The organism is Pedobacter hiemivivus, assembly GCF_005144565.1.
GTDB classification, from domain to species: Bacteria; Bacteroidota; Bacteroidia; order Sphingobacteriales; family Sphingobacteriaceae; genus Pedobacter; species Pedobacter hiemivivus.
In genome coordinates this window covers 229735-248028 of sequence record NZ_SWDX01000003.1, presented here as the reverse complement: position 1 = coordinate 248028, position 18294 = coordinate 229735, and the positions used below count along the sequence as shown (strand labels likewise).

The 18294-nt window shown below is 40.6% G+C and carries 16 protein-coding genes; 7 read left to right on the top strand and 9 right to left on the bottom strand.

Annotation, left to right across the window (positions count from 1 at the left end):
• Positions 1-16: 16 nt before the first annotated feature.
• From pgl to FBD94_RS08170, 6 genes are all read right to left on the bottom strand, one after another.
• The gene (pgl, locus tag FBD94_RS08195) at positions 17-742 is read right to left on the bottom strand and encodes a 6-phosphogluconolactonase (RefSeq protein ID WP_136879842.1); all 726 of its coding nucleotides are present in this window, start codon (positions 740-742) and stop codon (positions 17-19) included.
• The gene (gene zwf, locus FBD94_RS08190; protein WP_136879841.1) at positions 742-2253 is read right to left on the bottom strand and encodes a glucose-6-phosphate dehydrogenase; all 1512 of its coding nucleotides are present in this window, start codon (positions 2251-2253) and stop codon (positions 742-744) included. Before zwf ends, pgl begins: the two co-directional genes overlap by 1 nt.
• A 12-nt stretch (positions 2254-2265) precedes the next feature.
• On the bottom strand, positions 2266-3681 hold the full coding sequence (gene gndA / locus FBD94_RS08185; protein WP_136879840.1) for an NADP-dependent phosphogluconate dehydrogenase: 1416 nt from the start codon (positions 3679-3681) through the stop codon (positions 2266-2268).
• A 3-nt stretch (positions 3682-3684) separates the two neighbouring features.
• On the bottom strand, positions 3685-4449 hold the full coding sequence (locus tag FBD94_RS08180; protein WP_136879839.1) for an ROK family protein: 765 nt from the start codon (positions 4447-4449) through the stop codon (positions 3685-3687).
• Positions 4450-5024: 575 nt separating this feature from the next.
• On the bottom strand, positions 5025-5222 hold the full coding sequence (locus FBD94_RS08175) for a hypothetical protein (protein ID WP_131611507.1): 198 nt from the start codon (positions 5220-5222) through the stop codon (positions 5025-5027).
• Between the two features lie 43 nt (positions 5223-5265).
• Positions 5266-5658, bottom strand: coding sequence for a hypothetical protein (locus FBD94_RS08170; RefSeq protein ID WP_136879838.1), 393 nt, complete (start codon positions 5656-5658; stop codon positions 5266-5268).
• 90 nt (positions 5659-5748) lie between these two features.
• Between FBD94_RS08170 and FBD94_RS08165 the strand changes: the two genes are divergently transcribed.
• Complete coding sequence (locus tag FBD94_RS08165) at positions 5749-6285, top strand: NADPH-dependent FMN reductase (RefSeq protein ID WP_136879837.1); 537 nt, start codon at positions 5749-5751, stop codon at positions 6283-6285.
• Here FBD94_RS08165 and FBD94_RS08160 read toward each other — a convergent pair.
• Genes FBD94_RS08160 through FBD94_RS08150 form a run of 3 tightly spaced genes read right to left on the bottom strand, consistent with a single transcriptional unit; the run spans position 6282 to position 8890 of the window.
• Positions 6282-7283, bottom strand: coding sequence for a 2-hydroxyacid dehydrogenase (locus FBD94_RS08160; RefSeq protein WP_136879836.1), 1002 nt, complete (start codon positions 7281-7283; stop codon positions 6282-6284). The two genes, FBD94_RS08165 and FBD94_RS08160, sit on opposite strands and share 4 nt — an antisense overlap.
• A gap of 35 nt (positions 7284-7318) precedes the next feature.
• The gene (locus tag FBD94_RS08155; protein ID WP_136879835.1) at positions 7319-7939 is read right to left on the bottom strand and encodes an alpha/beta hydrolase; all 621 of its coding nucleotides are present in this window, start codon (positions 7937-7939) and stop codon (positions 7319-7321) included.
• A 15-nt stretch (positions 7940-7954) separates the two neighbouring features.
• A complete protein-coding gene (locus FBD94_RS08150) occupies positions 7955-8890 on the bottom strand; it encodes a ring-cleaving dioxygenase (RefSeq protein ID WP_136879834.1) in 936 nt (311 codons plus the stop codon).
• Between the two features lie 70 nt (positions 8891-8960).
• On the opposite strand from FBD94_RS08150, the gene FBD94_RS08145 reads away from it, so the two are divergent.
• The 6 genes from FBD94_RS08145 (at position 8961) to FBD94_RS08120 (ending at position 18292) form a co-directional block, all read left to right on the top strand.
• The gene (locus tag FBD94_RS08145; protein ID WP_136879833.1) at positions 8961-11498 is read left to right on the top strand and encodes a BamA/TamA family outer membrane protein; all 2538 of its coding nucleotides are present in this window, start codon (positions 8961-8963) and stop codon (positions 11496-11498) included.
• Positions 11499-11591: 93 nt separating this feature from the next.
• Complete coding sequence (locus FBD94_RS08140) at positions 11592-12206, top strand: sterol desaturase family protein (protein ID WP_136879832.1); 615 nt, start codon at positions 11592-11594, stop codon at positions 12204-12206.
• 67 nt (positions 12207-12273) lie between these two features.
• Complete coding sequence (locus FBD94_RS08135) at positions 12274-12624, top strand: c-type cytochrome (protein WP_131611529.1); 351 nt, start codon at positions 12274-12276, stop codon at positions 12622-12624.
• A gap of 199 nt (positions 12625-12823) precedes the next feature.
• Positions 12824-13387, top strand: a complete 564-nt coding sequence (locus FBD94_RS08130) for an RNA polymerase sigma-70 factor (RefSeq protein ID WP_136879831.1) — start codon at positions 12824-12826, stop codon at positions 13385-13387.
• A 69-nt stretch (positions 13388-13456) separates the two neighbouring features.
• Complete coding sequence (locus tag FBD94_RS08125; RefSeq protein ID WP_136879830.1) at positions 13457-14596, top strand: FecR family protein; 1140 nt, start codon at positions 13457-13459, stop codon at positions 14594-14596.
• A 216-nt stretch (positions 14597-14812) separates the two neighbouring features.
• Positions 14813-18292 (top strand): SusC/RagA family TonB-linked outer membrane protein, encoded by a 3480-nt coding sequence (locus tag FBD94_RS08120; protein ID WP_169472249.1) that lies wholly within the window; start codon positions 14813-14815, stop codon positions 18290-18292.
• The last annotated feature ends 2 nt before the right edge of the window (positions 18293-18294 follow it).

The window sequence follows — 18294 nt, the reverse complement described above, 5'->3', positions numbered from 1 at the left end:
CCAGAGGCCCCCTTTTTTAGTTTTCTAGTAAACTTGCTGCGGCTTCGTCTAAGAACCACGTTACGCTGCCATCAATTGGTTGGATCAATTGAGTAGGGTACAAGCTCGTATTCTTGTGCTCGTCTTCAATCACATGTTTTACTGCTTTCGCTTTATTCTCGCCAAAAACAAGGAAGGCTATATTCTTTGCCTTATTGATTAATGGTGCGGTAAAAGTAATACGGTAAGTAGATAACTTATCTACATACACAGAATCAATTTCAACGTTCTCATTTTTTAAGATACTGGTTCCTGGGAACAACGATGCCGTATGTGCATCATCACCCATACCCAATAAAATCAGATCGAAGATCAAATCAGCACCATCAAAGTGCTTTACAATAGCTTTATTGTATTCTATCGCTGCTTTTTCTGGTGCCAGGGTAGTATCTACATAAAAGATCTGTGCTGCAGGAATATTCAAGGGATCCAGGATGGCATTTTTTGCCATCAGGCCATTATAGCTTTCATGCGTAGGCATCACATTACGCTCATCGCCAAAAAAGAAAAACACTTTGGTCCAGTCTATTTTGTCCTTATAGGTAGTAGCCAACATTTCGTACAAAGCCTTGGGCGAATTGCCACCAGTCAGTACGAAATTAAAGCGACCCTGCTCATCAATTGCCTTATTGGCTATTTTGATGATATAGGCTGCAAGATCTTCTAATAATTCGTTTTGTGTTTTATAGATCAATAAATTCATTAGTCTTTGCTCAAAGGTAAAGTGAACCAGTGAAAACCATCTCTGGCAATCAATGCTTCGGCATCTTCTGGTCCCCATGAACCAGCAGTATAGTTAGGGAAGCTCAACGATTTTTTAGTTTCCCATGCATTGACTACAGGCATCAACAACTCCCATGCAATTTCAACCTGGTCAGCACGCATAAACTGCGTTTGATCACCAGTCATTACATCTAGTAACAACGTTTCGTATGCTTCTGGAGATTCAGTTGTGTAAGTTCCTTTGTAATCAAATACCATGTCAACAGGGTTCAGTATCATGTCCAGTCCAGGTCTTTTGCCCTGAACCTGCAAACGGATACTCATTTCTGGCTGTATACTTATGATCAATCTGTTTTGCTGCCAATGCTCCGCCGCCCCTCCCGGGAATACGTGATGAGGAACATCTCTAAATTGAATGGTGATCAAAGAAGAAGTTTGTGCTAAGTGTTTTCCGGTACGTACATAAAACGGTACGCCTTTCCAACGCCAGTTGTCAACAAAGAATTTAATAGCTGCAAAGGTTTCTGTGTTAGACTCATCTGCAACATCTTTCTCCGAACGGTAACCTACAACCTCATCCCCTTTAATCCAGCCTTTGGCATATTGTCCACGTACCGTATTGAAACGGATATCTTCGGCAGAGAAAGTGCGCATCGCCTTCAATACATCTACCTTTTTATCCCTGATTTCATCCGCATCTAGATTAATTGGAGTTTCCATACCAATGATACATAGCAATTGTAACAAATGGTTCTGAATCATGTCGCGTAAAGCACCAGAGCCATCATAATAACCACCACGATCGCCTACACCCAATTGTTCTGTTACCGAAATCTGGACGTGGTCGATATAGTTTCTGTTCCAAAGCGGTTCGAGAAATGAATTGGCAAAACGGAAGGCCATAATGTTCTGAACAGTTTCCTTACCAAGGTAGTGGTCAATTCTATAGATCTGTTTTTCTGTAAAGCGGCATTTCAATAGCTCATTTAATTCACGGGCAGTATCCAGATCTTTACCGAATGGTTTTTCGACTACAATACGGCAGTTATCTTCATTTTCTGCCATCTTAAATTTAGCCAGGCGTTTGGCTATTGATGGGAAAAGATCAGGTGATACAGCCAGGTAAAACACGATTTGTGTGCCTGCACCGAATTCATCTTTAAATTTATCTATGGTAACTTTAAGGTTGTCAAAAGATGCTGAATCCTTAACATCAACCGAGTTGTAATGAATATTCTCTGAAAAAGTTCCCCATTTATCCTTATCCACTTTACCCGTACGTGAGAAGCTGTTTACGCCCGCCATCAGTGTCCCTCTGAACTGTTCGTCGTTAAGTGGCTTTCTTGCCGTACCAATAATGGCAAATTTTTCGGGCATATAGCCCTCAGCATAAAGGTTGTAAAGAGCAGGCGCCAATTTGCGCAGATTTAAATCACCGGTACCACCAAAAATTACGATAATGGTTGGGCTAAGGTTGATACTTGTCTTCATTATATGGAGTTTTTACAAATTATTAGAATTCCAGTCGGCATGGAAAATACCGTCTTCATCTGTACGTTCGAAAGTATGGGCGCCAAAGAAATCTCTCTGTGCCTGAGTTAAATTAAGTGGAGACTTATCCGTTCTTAATGAGTCATAATAAGTCAATGCCGAAGCAAAAGCAGGTACAGCCAAGCCATTTTGAATGGCCGAACCGATTACTTTTCTAGTGCCCGGAATAATCTCTTTTAACAATTCCTGAATGCCTGCATCCGCATAAAGGTGCGCCAGATCAGGTTGTTTTTTATAGGCCTGGTATATGTTTTCTAGCAAGGTCGCTCTGATGATACATCCACCGCGCCAGATCTGAGAGATCTCTTGCAGGTTCAGCTCATACTTAAATTCTGCAGATGCTTGTGTAAGCAGGTGTAAACCTTGGGCATAACAAGTGATCATAGAGAAGTAAAGAGACTGCTCCAGTTGAACTTCAAATTCAGCAACATTCTCAATTTTCTCAGCAGTATGCGGTAGGGCAGCAGCTAGTGCTACACGCAATTGTTTAAATTTAGAAAGGTCTCTGCAGCTTACCGACTCATTGATGGTCGGGATAGGCAATTGCAGATCCATAGAAACCTGTGAAGTCCATTTACCGGTACCTTTGGATTTGGCTTCATCTTTAATCACATCGATTAAATAACCGCCAGACTTTTCGTCTTTAACTTTAAAAATATCTCTGGTTACTTCCATCAGGAAACATTGTAACCTGCCTTCGTTCCACTTTTTAAAGGTGTTGTAGATTTGCTCATTGTCGTAACCCATACCGTTTTTAAGCAGGTAATAGGTTTCGGCAAGGATCTGCATCATGGCATATTCGATACCATTGTGTACCATTTTAACGAAGTGACCAGAAGCGCCCGGACCGATATAGGCCACACAAGGATCGCCTTTTACTTTAGCCGATACGGCTTCCAGGATAGGTTTTACTGCGGTATAAGCCGCTTTATCACCACCAGGCATCATGCTAGGACCGAAACGTGCACCTTCTTCACCACCAGAGATACCCATTCCGAAGAAGTGAATACCTTCTTTGGCAAGCGCAGTAGCTCTTCTGTCGGTATCGGTAAAGTGTGAGTTTCCACTGTCGATGATCATGTCGCCCTTATCCAATAAAGGAATAAGCTCCTGAATTACACTGTCTACAATTTGCCCTGCAGGAACCAATAACATGACTCTTCTTGGCAATTCTAATGACTGGACAAAATCTGATAAAATGGCAAAACCTTGTAAATTGTGGGCTTTACCATCTTCCTTCAATTTTTGCAGCATCTTGACGCTTTTGTCGTAACCTGTTACGGCAAAACCATTATCGGCCATGTTGAGCAATAAATTGCGGCCCATGGTGCCAAGGCCGATCATTCCTAAAGTATATTTGTTGTTCATTGTCTAATTTTTATTAGGGTGGTTGGTAAATACATGATATTTTTCTTCCAGATCCCAAAGTTTCGCACCGCCCTTAATTCCGTCTTTATTGGAAACGAGTTTGATGTTGTGATCGAGCGTTAAAGTAATTTCTTTGGAGTTGCCCCCTCCAATATAAAGGGTATCGTAATTGAATACTGTTTTGTAGATTTCGATAATGCGTTGCAAGCGCTCATTCCATTTCTCCTTACCGATTTTTTGGAAGGCCTTGTCGCCAATATAATCATCGTAGTCCTTGGTTTTGGTAATCGGCAAGTGTGCCAGCTCCAGGTGTGGAAGCAGGTCGCCATCAAATACCAATGCTGTACCGAAGCCAGTACCGACCGTAAATACAATTTCAAATCCTTTGCCGGATACAATGCCTAAGGCTTGTTGGTCGGCATCGTTGACTAAGCGTACTTGTCGGCCAAAGATATCGCTTACCTGTTGGGCAAGGTCTATATCGATCCATTTGTCTGCAGCCAGGTTAACCGCCGTCTGCACTCTACCACATTTTACATATCCAGGAAAGCCTATAGAGATCTTGTCGAAATCTTTGCTTAAAGTATTGGCCAGCTCCTGGATGCAACTTAATACGTCATGCGGAGTGGCCTTGTTTGGTGTAGGTACCTTTTTGAACTCGGAAATAAGATCACCTTTAGCGTTTAAAATGCAGGCCTTAATGCTAGTGCCACCAATATCAATCGATAAAATGTTATGGTTGTTCTCTTTTTTCTCTGTAACTGGCATGTTTTGATTTTTGATAAAAAATGGCCTGTTCTTTATTGTTCTTCAAAATAACAAAATAAAGCGCAATAATCTTGTATATTAAGGATGAAAATTAGCCATTCTCCTCAAGAGCTGCATTATTCGCTGAAAAAGCGAAAAACGCTAGGCTCTTTCTGAGAAGGCAAATTTTCTCCTCACAGGGGTGTTAGCATAGTTGGAGTCGGTTTTATTGGATTGTTTGTTAATGGTTTACTGCAGGGGTATTAGCTGTTGGTGTGTTAGTACGTGCTATATGCTCCTCGTCATCCTGAATTTCGTCATGCCGGCGCAGGCCGGTATCAGGATCTCGCAATTGATAAATATTTTTGCTTTATGTGCACTTTATGTTTTCTTAAAAATAAAATGTAATAGTTTTTTATACAAAATATTTTTCTTGAAAAATTATTAAATGTATATTTGCATATAAAGTGTTGAAAAACATAAAGATCTCATGGGTCTATCCATGAAAATATATACTTAAAAAACTATATAACGAAAGCTTCCTAATTTTTGGGAAGCTTTTTCTTTTTAGAGCAATTAGTGTATTTGCGACAAGGCTATTCTTTTTCTGGGGGTAACTGCTTGTTTTTTTCTATTTTATTTGAGGTTATTTCTGCAACTGACTCGGTGTCTGCAAATAATTTCCTGTCACGGGATAGTGTTGGTGGAACGCCGGTGATACCTATTCCTACCAAAGCCAATACCATAAAAAGAAATAATGTACAGAACCGCATCAGCTTTTTGAGCTGTTTCATGGGCTGTTTTTAAAATGAAATGATTGTTTAGATGCTTATGTGATTAGCATTTAAGGTCATCATCATCATTTTTGGAAACGGTGATTGTTGTTTGATAGGAGAGGATATTTTGTTGGGTGGAGAGATTTGGTTTATTGTGCGCTGTAAATACCAGGTTAAAAAGTAGGGTGTGGTATGCAGCTAAGTAGTTTGGATCCGTTGCGAGAAAGGAACTTTGATACTTTAGGTGGTTTAGCTGGTTAAGCGCACTTTTATAACTGAGGCTTTTTATTGGTTTACGTTGGGTATTTCCTAATCGGCCGGTTTGTTGGCTATCGGTTTTAACTTGAACGGGAGCAATGGAAAAGCCAGAGAAATTGAAGATAGTAAGGAGCAAAACAACTGCGAACAGGTATTGTAAAAAGGGGTTTTGATATTGGATTGCCTTAGTATTCATTTAGATACAAAGATAAATAAAAATGCTAATATTGTACCATTGTTTAGCATGAGTGGTCATAAGCAAGCTTTTTTAAAGCTATAAGAATCAATGAAGAAGAACATTTTTGCAATTATTGGAAGTGCGAGTAAGCAATCCTCAAACTTGAGGTTGGTAGAGAAAATTGCAGCATTGGCTGATGATGATTTTAATTTCATCATTTTCGATCGTTTAGCTGAGATGCCTCATTTCAATCCAGAATTGTCTCTTGAAAATACGCCACAGGAAGTTTTAAATTTCAGGGAAGCTGTCTTAAAGGCCGATGGGGTATTGATCTGTACTCCAGAGTATATTTTTAGTATCCCCAGTGGGTTAAAAAATGCCATTGAATGGTGTGTCGCTACCGTTGTTTTCGTGGGCAAGCCGCTCGGTATAATCACTGCTTCTGCCAGCGGCGTAAAGGGGCATGAGGAGCTTCAGCTGATCATGAGCACACTGGAAACAACCTATAATGAAAGTACCCTGTTGCTGATCCAAGGGATTAAAGGAAAGTTTGATGCAGCTGGAAATATAACAGACCAGAAAACAGAACAGCAGCTTGTGGCTTTTGTAAAAGCGTTCCAGGAATTGGTAACGATATTGCCTTAAGCAAGCAATACCGATTGATCTTCTGGTACGGTACCTTTAATAAGGTGATCGACACTGTTTAAGGTAATCGATGCGATTTGTGACAGGGCTTCTTCAGTGAAAAAAGCCTGGTGACCCGTTACCAATACGTTAGAGAAACTCATTAAACGTTGGATTTCGTCATTCTCGATGATGGATCCGGAAAGGTCTTTGAAGAATAGTTTTTCTTCCTGCTCGTACACATCAATTCCCAAATAAGCGATATGTCCGGATTTTAAAGCTTGAATCACATCGTGTGTATTGATTAATCCGCCGCGACTGGTGTTGATCAGTGTTACCCCTTTTTTCATATTGGCAATGGTGCTTTCATTGATCAGGTAATGGTTTTCGATAGTAAGCGGGCAATGGAGAGAAAGGATATCCGAATGTGCCAATACCTCGTCAAAAGGTAAATATTGAACGCCTATTGCTGTTAAGCTATCATCCTCAAAAATATCATAGGCTAGTATTTTGCAGCCAAAGCCAAGCATGATTTTGATAAAAGCCTTGCCTATTTTTCCTGTTCCTATGATCCCTACCGTACGACCATGAAGGTTAAAGCCTAAAAGCCCATTTAAGGAGAAATTCTGCTCACGTACACGGTTGTAAGCTTTGTGGGTTTTTCTGTTTAAGGTAAGCAACATGGCTACCGCATGTTCTGCAACCGCTTCGGGAGAGTATGCTGGAACCCTGCAAATCCTGATGCCATGTTTTTTTGCGGTTTCAAGATGCACATTGTTGAAGCCTGCACAGCGCAAGGCGATCACTTTAACACCTTTGGCAGCCATGATGTCGATAACCTCTTCGGTAAGCTTATCATTTACAAATACGCATACGACTTCGGTACCTTCAGTAATTGCATTTACGATATGTGGCCCAAGGTGTGTTTCCCAGAACTCCAATTCGAAGCCATATGTTTCATTATACTTGTTGAAAAAGGTCTTGTCGTATGGCTTCGTAGAGAAAAATGCTATTTTCATAAATGAGTTGTTATTTTAGGCGCTTCGGTACTGGCCTAAAATACTAACTTTTTTGCTAACTCTATTTCTGTTTTTGAAATGGTATGCAGTCTGCTTGGATATATTTTTACCGTCACATTTGCATTCATCTTTTTCATAATGCCTTCGCTCACCTCAACTCTTGAAACCGGTACATGCGGATCTGGGTCGCCAGTAGTGATCAGTACCGGTGTTTTTTTAAAGTCGCCTTTGTAATTTTGCATGTTCAGCTCTTTGCCGATCAATCCGCCAGTAAAGGCTACTGCACCTCCATATTTACCTGCATTTCTAGTGATGTATTCCAAAGCTAAACAAGCGCCTTGGGAGAAACCTACAAAATAGATCTTCTCCTGCGGGATACCTGCGTTTTTAAGCTCAGCTACCATATTTTTTAGGAGGGCTAATGCGGAATCTAATGCCGGTTGGTTTTCCATAACAGGAGCGAGAAAGCTATACGGGTACCAGCTATGGTGGGTAGCCTGGGGAGCGAAGAGCGCCGCATCATCTATTTGCAGGTGATCATTTAGGGAGAGGATGTCTGCTGCAGACGCTCCTCTTCCATGAATAAAGATAATGGCCTTTTTGGCGTCCGCTATAGGGACGCCGGCAGTGATGATATCTTTTTGATGTGTGTACATATTAAGTTAAATTTGTTACGTTAATTTTGGTAAAATATCTTCTATTTCTTCTCGGATACTTTCATATTGTGTAGGTAATTTTAAGTTCTGACCTAGTTCTTCTAATGGTTCATCAATGGTAAAGCCTGGATTATCCGTCGCCAATTCGAAAAGCACGCCACCCGGTTCGCGGAAATACAAAGAGTAGAAGTAATTGCGGTCTATCTTTTCGGTGATGTTTAAGCCCATTTCCACTATTTTATCCCTGAAGTACATCAATGTAGCTTCATCTTTTACCCTGAAGGCCACATGGTGCACTGACCCACCGGCCACATGACCGATAGTTTCACCCGGAGCTTCAACCAGGTCGACAATATTCGCCTGCTCAACAGCATCAGTCAAAAACCTTGAACGGTTAACTTCTGTTTCAGCTAATTTATAACCAAAGACATGCGTTAAGACGGCAGCTGTAGCCTCCATTTTATTGGTGGTAATGGTAATGTGGTGAAAACCATGAACCGCATTTTCTTTGGTCACTTCTTTTGTTTCCCATTGTGGGCGGCTATCTTTTGCTTTAGCTTCCGTCAACTCAAATTTCAATCCATCGGGATCCAAAAAAGTAAGGTAACGCTCGCCAAATTTCACAGCAGGTTTGTTGTAAATGACGTTGTGTAGCTCAAAGCGGTTTTGCCAAAAGTCTAAACTTCCAGCAGGAACGCTATAGCCAATTTCGGTCACCTGTTTGGTGCCTCTTCTGCCAGCTTGTATGCCTTCCCATGGGAAGAATGTTAAAATGCTTCCTGGTGTTCCTTTTTCATCTCCATAATAGAAGTGGTAGGTATGTGGGTCATCAAAGTTTACAGTCTTTTTTATCAACCTTAATCCTAGTATTTTTGTGTAAAAATCATAGTTCTTTTTTGCATTGCCAGCTATTGCAGTAATGTGGTGTATTCCTAAAATTTCGTTCTTCATTTTGCTTTATTTAAATTACAACACAAAATTACCTTTTCAATGTTTTACAAATCTTACCATAGATTAAGAAATGACTAAACTTCTCCTCTCTTTCATTTTATTTCTTGCCGGCTACACTGTACTCCATGCGCAAGATTCTGTTAGTGTACGCATTTATCCTCAATACGATAATGTAAAGCGATTTCATCGGATTTTGTTTGGAGAAAATTACAGAAAAGAGTATTCGTTACCGGTAAAGGTGCCAATTATTCGAATTTCAGTGATTAAAGGCGGTCTTACGCCAACACAACGGGGTGGCGGCAACCAGTCGCATTCTTTAAGATTGGTAGATCAAAAGGGAAAAGAATGGGTGCTGAGGAGTGTAGAGAAGTTTCCGGAGATACTTTTACCGCCGATATTGCGAAAAACATTTGCCGGTGTAGTGGTGAAAGACAATATGTCGGCCCAGAACCCTTTCTCGGCCTTGGTGGTGCCTGATATTGCGAAAGCCGTAAATGTACCACACAGTGATCCCATGATTGGTTGGGTAGTACCCGATGAAAAATTAGGAGAATATACTAAAGTATTTGCCAATACCTTGTGTTTGCTCGAAGAAAGAGAGCCTGCCGGAGATACGGATAACTCCTTAAAAATGATGCGCAAGCTAAATGACAACAGCGACAATGGTTACGATGCCCCTTTGTTGTTAAGGGCAAAGGCCTTGGATGCTTTGTTGGGCGACTGGGACAGGCACGAGGACCAATGGCGCTGGAAACCGGTAAAACGTGCGGATGGAACGACGGAATATCAGGCGATTCCCCGTGATCGGGACCAGGTTTTTTACTTGACAGAAGGCATTATCCCAAAATATGCCCAAGCATCCTGGCTTTTGCCGATGATTCAGGGCTATGAAAGAAACCTGCACAACATCAATTGGTTTTTTTGGGAGGGTAGGGAGATCTATAGCAAGTGGTTTGCGCAGCTGACCGAGGAAGAATGGACAAAGATTGTAAATGACTTTTGTAACGAGGTAACAGATGAGGTGATGGAAAAGGCCTTAAGGAAATTGCCGGAACCTGGATATTCATTAAGGCATGATCAGCTGCTGGCGCAGATGAAAGAAAGGCGGGCAAGATTGCCGAAAATGATGAATGAATATTATCATTTTATAAATCGCATTGTGGATGTACAGGCGACCAACAAAAATGAATTGGTTAAGATTACCGATGCGCCTGGTAAGGCGCTTACTGTTACTATTCATAAAATAGCAAAGGATGGTGGGGTTAAGGATGTTATTTTTAACCGGACATTTGATCCGGCAGTGACCAAAGAAATCAGGCTGTATGTGAAGGATGGTAATGACAGCTTAATCTTGAATAACAACAGCTCAACGATTAAATTGAGGATTATAGGAGCGGAGGGGCAAAAGGTATATCAGATAGAAAACGCCTATAGAAAAGTTCAGGTTTATGGCAAGGCTGACAATGTTACGTTTAGCGGAAATACAGGCAGGGCGTATAAAAAACTAGATAATGATACCTCGAATACCCATTTTGTCCCAACAGATTTGTATACCCGATATACCTTGCTTTTAAATGCTGGATACAACATCGACGATCGGGTATTGTTGGGTCTTTCTTGTAAAATTGTGCAGCCAGGCTTCCGTAAGCTGCCCTATGGAAGTACACATTCCTTTTCTTTTTTACATTCTTTTGCGACTTCGGGCTTTAGGTTTAATTACAAGGCTGAGTTGTTTAAAGTCTTAGGTAAGGCTGATATTGTTTTGCAGGCTGATGTTTTAGCTCCAGAAAATTCCCAGAACTTTTATGGCTTGGGCAATGAAAGTACTTTTAACAACACAGGAGATTTTGTGCGCTATTACCGGGCAAGGTTTAGCATATACCAGCTGGATCCGGCATTAAGGTGGTCATGGTCTAATTCATCATTAAGTGTTGGTCCTTCTTTTCAATATTATAGTTACGACAAGAAGGACAACGAAGGAAGGTTTATTACCCAGGTTCAGGAATTGAACTCACCAGATAGTGCAACCATAACAAAAGATAAACTTTATGCTGGCTTGGTTGTTAATTACGTTAACAATACCCGAAATAGTGATATTTTACCTTCTGCCGGCACTTATTTGGAAGCACGTATGGCTGCATATAAAGGTTTAAATAACTTTTCTAACTCTATTGGTCAACTTACAGCGGCTTTTTCCATTTACAAAGACCTAAGCAAGGGGCGAAAAGTAGTACTTACTGATCGCATTGGTGCTGGTCTTACCATTGGTCAGCAGGCTTTTTACCAATCACAGTTTATAGGTGGACAAGGGAATTTGTTGGGATATAGGGAATTTAGGTTTGGTGGACAGCATAGCCTTTATAATAATTTGGAGCTGCGGGTTAAGGTTGCTGATTTTATAAACTATATCCTGCCGGGGCAATTTGGATTGATGGCTTTTCATGATGTGGGTAGGGTTTGGTTAAAAGGCGAAAAGTCGGATGTATGGCACCAGGGCTATGGTGGAGGCCTTTATTTTGCGCCAGCATCATTAGGCGTATTTCGTTTTGTGATGGGCCATTCTAATGAAGGTTGGTACCCGTATGTGTCCTTGAGGTTCAGATATTAAATTATGACTTATAATTAATAATTGCCATTTTTAGAATGAAAGAAAAGCTGTAATTTAGCGCCTCATTTTATCAGATAACAGGATTCGTTAATCATGAAGAAAAATTTTATATCCAATTCGCGGGAGTCGATAAGGATGTTCAAGAACCCCTTGTTCGAAGCATTGTCTAAAGTACCTTATTATGTGCCGCTAATAGTTTTTATACCTATTATTGGTTATTTTCTGTGGGCAGCAATTGTAGCCTATGGGGTTTTGGCGCTTTTGCTCAATTTTTTTATGGGCCTAATCGTTTGGACGTTAGTAGAGTATATCATGCATCGCTTTGTTTTTCATTTTTATCCCTCGTCTACATGGGGTAAACGCATCCATTTTATATTTCATGGGGTACACCACGATTATCCAAATGATGCCCAAAGATTAGTTTTGCCACCTTCGGCAAGTATTCCTTTGGCCACAGTATTCTATTTTCTCTTTAGATTGTTATTGCCAGTTGATATGTTAAATGGTTTCTTTGCCGGTTTTATATCTGGTTATCTTTTTTATGATATTGTCCATTATATGTTGCACCACGCTAATTTTAAAAATGGGCTATGGAAAAAAATTAAGCATCACCATATGTTACATCATTATGATGACTCTACAAGAGGGTATGGGGTGACGTCTGCTTTATGGGATAAAATTTTCGGTTCAGATTTTCTGAAAAAATAAATTGCTTTAATTAGGGGAATATTTTACTTTTAGCAGCAACACACAACCCCTAATTATTACACAAGAAATGAAAAGAACCTTAATTTTTTCAAGCTGCCTTGCTATCGGCTTGTTAAGCAGCGAATTAGCGAAGAGTCAAGCACCGAAAGACGTAGAAGCAGGTAAATTATTGATTTCAAAATCAGATTGCTTTGCTTGTCATAAACCAGAAGGCAAGTTGGTAGGACCATCTTATGCAGATATTGCTAAAAAATATACCCCTACAGAAGCTAATGTTACCAAATTATCAGCAAAAGTACTTAAAGGTGGTAGCGGCGTTTGGGGTGCAATCCCTATGGCTGGCCACCCGAATGTGAGTCAGGCTGATGCAAAAAAGATGGTAAAATATATTTTGTCTTTAGCACCAGCAAAGAAATAAGGCCATCGTCATCCTGAATTTATTTCAGGACCTCGCACCAATTATTCAAACCTTGTAGGTGCGAGGTCCTGAAATAAATTCAGGATGACGACCGTACAAAAAAGACGACCGTACAAAAAAGACGGCAGCATAAAAAAAAGGTGTGTCATCATGATACACCTTTTTAGATTTACCGCATTAACCCCTCGAATTTTGAATTATGGGATTATACAGCAATCTTACAGATCAAGAGCTGTCGGGCTTGTTAAAGTCGGGCAACCCAGCTGTATTTGCTGAGATTTATAACAGGTACAAGGCAGTGCTGTACTTGCATGCCTATCGAATGATTCAGAATAGGGAAGAAGCAAAGGATGTTGTTCAGGAACTTTTTGCTGCCATCTGGACAAATCATGAAAAGTTGATCATTAAAACCACCTTATCTGCCTACCTCTATGGCGCGATCAGAAACCGCATTCTCGATGTGATTGCCCATCAAAAGATTGTTTTAAAATACACCGATACCTTGCAAAGCTTTTTAGAAGCTGGAGAATCTGTTACAGATGATCAAATCAGGGAAAAGGAGCTGACGGCGATCATTGAAACGGAAATCAGTTTGATGCCTCCAAAGATGAGGGAGGTTTTTGAGCTGAGCCGGCAGCAAGATCTATCTCATAAACAAATTGCTGCTCAATTGAATATTTCTGATAAGACGGTGAAAAAGCAGGTGAGTAAGGCAATTAAGCTCTTACGCCTGAAAATAAATTTATTGTTAACTTTTTTTTAAGTTACAGTACTACCAGTAGTATACTTGTCCGTCTTACGTGTATAAAGGGATTAATTTTCTTTTAACCGTATGAAGAACAATAAAGCAAAAGCACTTTTAGCACAATATAAAAAAGGTAAGGTTAGTCCGCAGGAACGGGCTGAACTCGAAACCTGGTATAACCAACAGGCAGTACAAAATCCATCTTTAAAGGATCACCATGATTTTGCTGGGGCCTTAAATGAACTGGATGAGGCGTTCCCTTTTCAAACCATTACTAAACCAGTTAAGATCTATCGTTGGACGCTGATCGCTTCGGCAGCAGCTGTGATTTTCTGTTTAAGTATTGGACTTTATTTTTATATGGATAAAGCTGGTGCCGGCAAACAACTACAATTTGCAAACGATATCAAGCCGGGAGGAAATAAAGCATTTTTAACATTGGCTGATGGTTCAAAGATATCCCTTACCGATGCCCTTGATGGAGCGGTTGCTGAACAAGCAGGGGTTAGCATTACTAAAACTAAAGATGGGCAGCTGATTTACACAGTAGCACAACAGGATGGGGCTGTAGATAGGAATGCCGGATTTAATACCATCGAAACACCCAGAGGCGGACAATATCAGATTAAACTTCCTGACGGTACGCAAGTATGGCTCAACGCATCTTCGTCTTTAAAATATCCAGCGGTATTTACTGGAACTACGCGTACTGTAGAATTAAAAGGGGAGGCTTATTTTGAAGTAGCGAAGGATAAACACAGGCCATTTAAGTTGCGCTCGGGCAAGCAGGAGTTAAAGGTTTTGGGTACACATTTTAATGTTAGCGCCTATGCCGATGACAGTCAGGTTAAAACCACCTTATTGGAAGGATCGGTGCAAGTTACTGGGGCTGAAGGCTCCTTGCCAGGAAAGGATCTGATCCTTAAGCCTGGTCAGCAATCACAATTTTCGGCTGCAGGCTTAACCGTTAAAATGGCTGATACCGAAGAGGCTGTAGCCTGGAAGAACGGCTATTTCAAATTTAATGATGAGGATATTGCAACGATTTTAAAGAAAGTATCGCGGTGGTACGATGTAGATATACAGTATGAAGGGAAAATGACGGATAAGATTTTTAACGGGAAAGTTTCACGTTATGGTAATGTTTCGGAAGTACTTCAGATTTTACAATTAACAGGGGCTATTCAATTTAAAATAGAAGGAAGGAGGATCATCGCTATGCCATAATCTTTACAAACAGAGCGGTGAAGCAGAAATAAAAATAATCAGGAACCGACGGCGAATCGGAACCTGATCTATATCTGGCTTTACTCAAATTATAGCTTGAACTAATAAATCGATTGATCAACCAGACCAAACAAAAGTATGAATTTTTATATTCAAACCTCCTTGTGCTACGATAAGAAATCGGAGCCTTGGATAAAATGCACCAGGAAGATAATTATGCGAATTAACCTAATCGCTTTTTTCATTGCCTTGGCCTGTTTTCAGGTTTCGGCTTCCAGTTTTGCACAAAAGATTACGCTTAAGCAAAAGAATGCTGCTCTTACTGATGCCCTTCGCGTCATAGAAGCACAGAGCGGTTATTACATCTTTTACAATACGCCTATGCTGCGCGATGCAGCCCCCGTGAATGTGAACCTTAAAAATGCAAGTTTAGATCAAGCGCTTAAGGCTTTGCTGGACGGACAGTTGTTTACGTATGCGATTATTGACCGTACCGTGGTGATACAGCGTAAGGAAAGAGTGTTGATGGATGTGCTACGGGATTATTTTAGAGCCATCAATATCCGGGGGCGAGTATTGGATGAGGGCGGTCAGCCCTTGGCTGGCGCGTCCGTAAAAATTAAAGGCAGCAATAGGGTGGTGATGACCAATGGCGAAGGGGTGTTTGAGCTGAGGGGGGTAGATGAAAAAGCCATTATTGTGATCTCTTTTATAGGCTATGAACCGAAAGAGCTACGAGCGGATAGTGATTTGACCAACATTAAGCTAATTCTTACCAGTAGTAAACTGGAAGAAGTAATGGTGAGCACAGGTTATCAAACCTTACCAAAGGAACGCGCAACAGGATCATTTAGCGTGGTACCCAGAGAAACTTTAAAGAGAAGGATGGAAACCAATTTGCTGGATAGGATTGAAGGTTCGGTACCAGGCCTCTTTATGAAAAACGGCGACATTAATATTCGCGGGGTATCTACCTTGTATGGCAACCGCGCTCCGCTTTATGTGGTTGACGGATTTCCTTACGAAGGAAGTACCAATTATTTAATTAATGATGATATAGCAGATATTTATGTGCTAAAAGATGCTGCGGCAGCTTCTATATATGGTAGTCGCGCTGCAAACGGGGTAATCGTGATTACCACCAAAAAAGGATCACCGGGAAAGACGAGGATCAGTTACAGCAACAGCTTTTTCATTACACCACTTCCTGATGTGTCCTACTTCAATTTTATGAATGCGAAGGAAACGGTGGATTTGCAACAAGAATTGTTTAATCTGACCCACCACGATTACTCGGATTACATCAAGCGCAGCGCTCAGCCTAAAGCCATTGAAGCCTTATACCTAAATAAATATGAGGGCTTATCCAATGATCAGTTAAATGCAACATTGAACAAATTAAGAGGTTTGGACAATAGATCGCAGTTAGAAGGCTTATTGATGCAGAAGCAATTTAAACAACAGCATAATTTCTCCGTTTCGGGAGGGAATGAAGTGCATGAGTTTAGACTTTCTGCGAATTATACCCGCAATAGCGGATATAATATTGGCAGCAATAGCAATGAGATCAATTTGAACCTAAATGAGAACGTTAGAATTTCAAAATGGTTAACTGCGGGTGTAAATATGACGACTTATTTTAGTGACAATAAATTTTCGCCAATTAATGCTTTAGGGTATTACAGATCGGCAATGCCTTATGAAATGCTGCAGGATGAAAATGGAGAGAATTTACGTTGGAATTACCGCAAGTCATCCTATGAGATTGAACGCTTAATAGGATTGGGCTTGCATGATGAGTCTTTTAACCCCTTAAACGAGCTGGATAAATTTGATGGTTTGGGGAAGTCTAACTACGTAAGACTGAATGGAAATGTAAACGCTAAAATTATAAAAGGACTCTCTTTGGATTTAAAATATCAGATCGAAAAAGGGGGCAATTATAGCAAAAGCTATTACAAGAAAACAGCATATGCGGTAAAAAACATGGTCAATGATGCGACAAAGATGGAAAATGGAGTAGCAGAATTGAACGTGCCTAATGGTGGACAGATTTATGAAGGTAGGGGAGATTCCCGTAGTTATACTGCGCGTGCTCAGCTAAACTTTGATCGTCAGATCGCGCCTAAGCACCATACTACATCATTAATTGGTATGGAGCAGAGAAGTGTAATGGGCTCCTCAACTAATACCCATCGGATGGGTTATGATGACAATAACCTGAGGTATGTTCCTGTAAATGCAGTGGATCTGGCCAAAATACCGGGTACAGAGTCGGTAAATGACGAATTTAGTTACGATGAAACTCAAAACAATAATTTTGGTGCTTATGAAGATCGATTTGTATCTGTATATGCCAATGTAGGGCATACTTATAACGATAGATACAACATCACTGGTAGTGTACGTATTGATGATTCGAACTTATTTGGCGCAGACCCAAAATATCGTCACCAACCTCTATGGAGTGTAGGTGCAAGCTGGCAATTGAGCAAAGAGTCGTTTATGAAAAATATACGTTGGCTGAATAATCTGAGTTTGCGTGCTACTTATGGTTTAAATGGTAATGTGGCTCAAGGTGTTGGTCCTTATTTACAGGCCACAACGATTTATAATATGGAAGCCGAAGCAATGGCCACGCTAATTACAAATCCGCCGAATAAATCTTTAAGGTGGGAAAGTACAGCAGTAACCAATATTGGGCTTGATTTCTCGATTCTTAACGACCGCATATCTGGATCAATTGATTTGTATGGTAGAAAGAGTACCGATTTATTGGGCGAAAGAGAGACCGATCCAACCAACGCTTTTGGAACTGCATTGGTCAATTACGGGAGTCTATACAATCGTGGAATTGAATTGGGATTAAACTCAACGATCATTAGGAACGATAATTTTAGCTGGAATACCAATGTAAGTTTGAGTTTCAACAAAAACAGAATGACCGAGATTAGTACCAGACACGAGACGGTGTATGGTTATACGGATGGTGGCGGAATAGAAAAGGTGGGTTATCCGATGAGTAGCTTGTTTAACTTTAAGTGGGCAGGTTTAGATCCTACCAACGGCACCGTGATGGTGTATGATAAGGACGGAAATGTGGTTAAGAATTATGATGCTCAAGGTGGCTATGTTGCAAATATGACTGATGTTAATGGCTTGGAATATGCAGGTACTTTGCGCCCTACTTATACCATCGGTTTTAACAATTCATTTAGGTATAAGCAATTTAGTGTGGCCATACAGTTGATTGCCAACGGTGGAAATGTGATGCGTGATGCTACGCCATCCATCTTGTCGAAGAATAATCTTTCGCAGAATGTAGATCGCCGTGTGATGAACTTCTGGAGAAAGGCGGGTGATGAAAAAATACCTGGAGTAATGCCGGCACCCGATCTGAACAATACCGGTAATTCTTATTTCGCTTCTTTATGGTATGCCGCAAACATCAATACCCTAAAAGCAGATTATATTAAGATTAGAAGCATCAACTTTACTTATGATTTAACAACTGCACTTTTCAAAAAAAGGAAGGATGTAAATGCGTTGTTAAGTTTTCAGGTGCGGGATCCTTATAAATGGTTTAGAAATGATAAAGACCTTGACCCGGAAGCCTATGCGCAATCGAGTATTTATGCCGAAAGAACCATGCCCGTTACGCCTGTTTATAGCCTTGGTGCCAGTGTTAACTTTTAACC

Coding starts and splice junctions, on each gene's coding strand:
- pgl (WP_136879842.1), bottom strand. CDS start 742: ATGAATTTATTGATCTATAAAACACAAAACGAATTATTAGAAGATCTT.
- zwf (WP_136879841.1), bottom strand. CDS start 2,253: ATGAAGACAAGTATCAACCTTAGCCCAACCATTATCGTAATTTTTGGT.
- gndA (WP_136879840.1), bottom strand. CDS start 3,681: ATGAACAACAAATATACTTTAGGAATGATCGGCCTTGGCACCATGGGC.
- FBD94_RS08180 (WP_136879839.1), bottom strand. CDS start 4,449: ATGCCAGTTACAGAGAAAAAAGAGAACAACCATAACATTTTATCGATT.
- FBD94_RS08175 (WP_131611507.1), bottom strand. CDS start 5,222: ATGAAACAGCTCAAAAAGCTGATGCGGTTCTGTACATTATTTCTTTTT.
- FBD94_RS08170 (WP_136879838.1), bottom strand. CDS start 5,658: ATGAATACTAAGGCAATCCAATATCAAAACCCCTTTTTACAATACCTG.
- FBD94_RS08165 (WP_136879837.1), top strand. CDS start 5,749: ATGAAGAAGAACATTTTTGCAATTATTGGAAGTGCGAGTAAGCAATCC.
- FBD94_RS08160 (WP_136879836.1), bottom strand. CDS start 7,283: ATGAAAATAGCATTTTTCTCTACGAAGCCATACGACAAGACCTTTTTC.
- FBD94_RS08155 (WP_136879835.1), bottom strand. CDS start 7,939: ATGTACACACATCAAAAAGATATCATCACTGCCGGCGTCCCTATAGCG.
- FBD94_RS08150 (WP_136879834.1), bottom strand. CDS start 8,890: ATGAAGAACGAAATTTTAGGAATACACCACATTACTGCAATAGCTGGC.
- FBD94_RS08145 (WP_136879833.1), top strand. CDS start 8,961: ATGACTAAACTTCTCCTCTCTTTCATTTTATTTCTTGCCGGCTACACT.
- FBD94_RS08140 (WP_136879832.1), top strand. CDS start 11,592: ATGAAGAAAAATTTTATATCCAATTCGCGGGAGTCGATAAGGATGTTC.
- FBD94_RS08135 (WP_131611529.1), top strand. CDS start 12,274: ATGAAAAGAACCTTAATTTTTTCAAGCTGCCTTGCTATCGGCTTGTTA.
- FBD94_RS08130 (WP_136879831.1), top strand. CDS start 12,824: ATGGGATTATACAGCAATCTTACAGATCAAGAGCTGTCGGGCTTGTTA.
- FBD94_RS08125 (WP_136879830.1), top strand. CDS start 13,457: ATGAAGAACAATAAAGCAAAAGCACTTTTAGCACAATATAAAAAAGGT.
- FBD94_RS08120 (WP_169472249.1), top strand. CDS start 14,813: ATGCGAATTAACCTAATCGCTTTTTTCATTGCCTTGGCCTGTTTTCAG.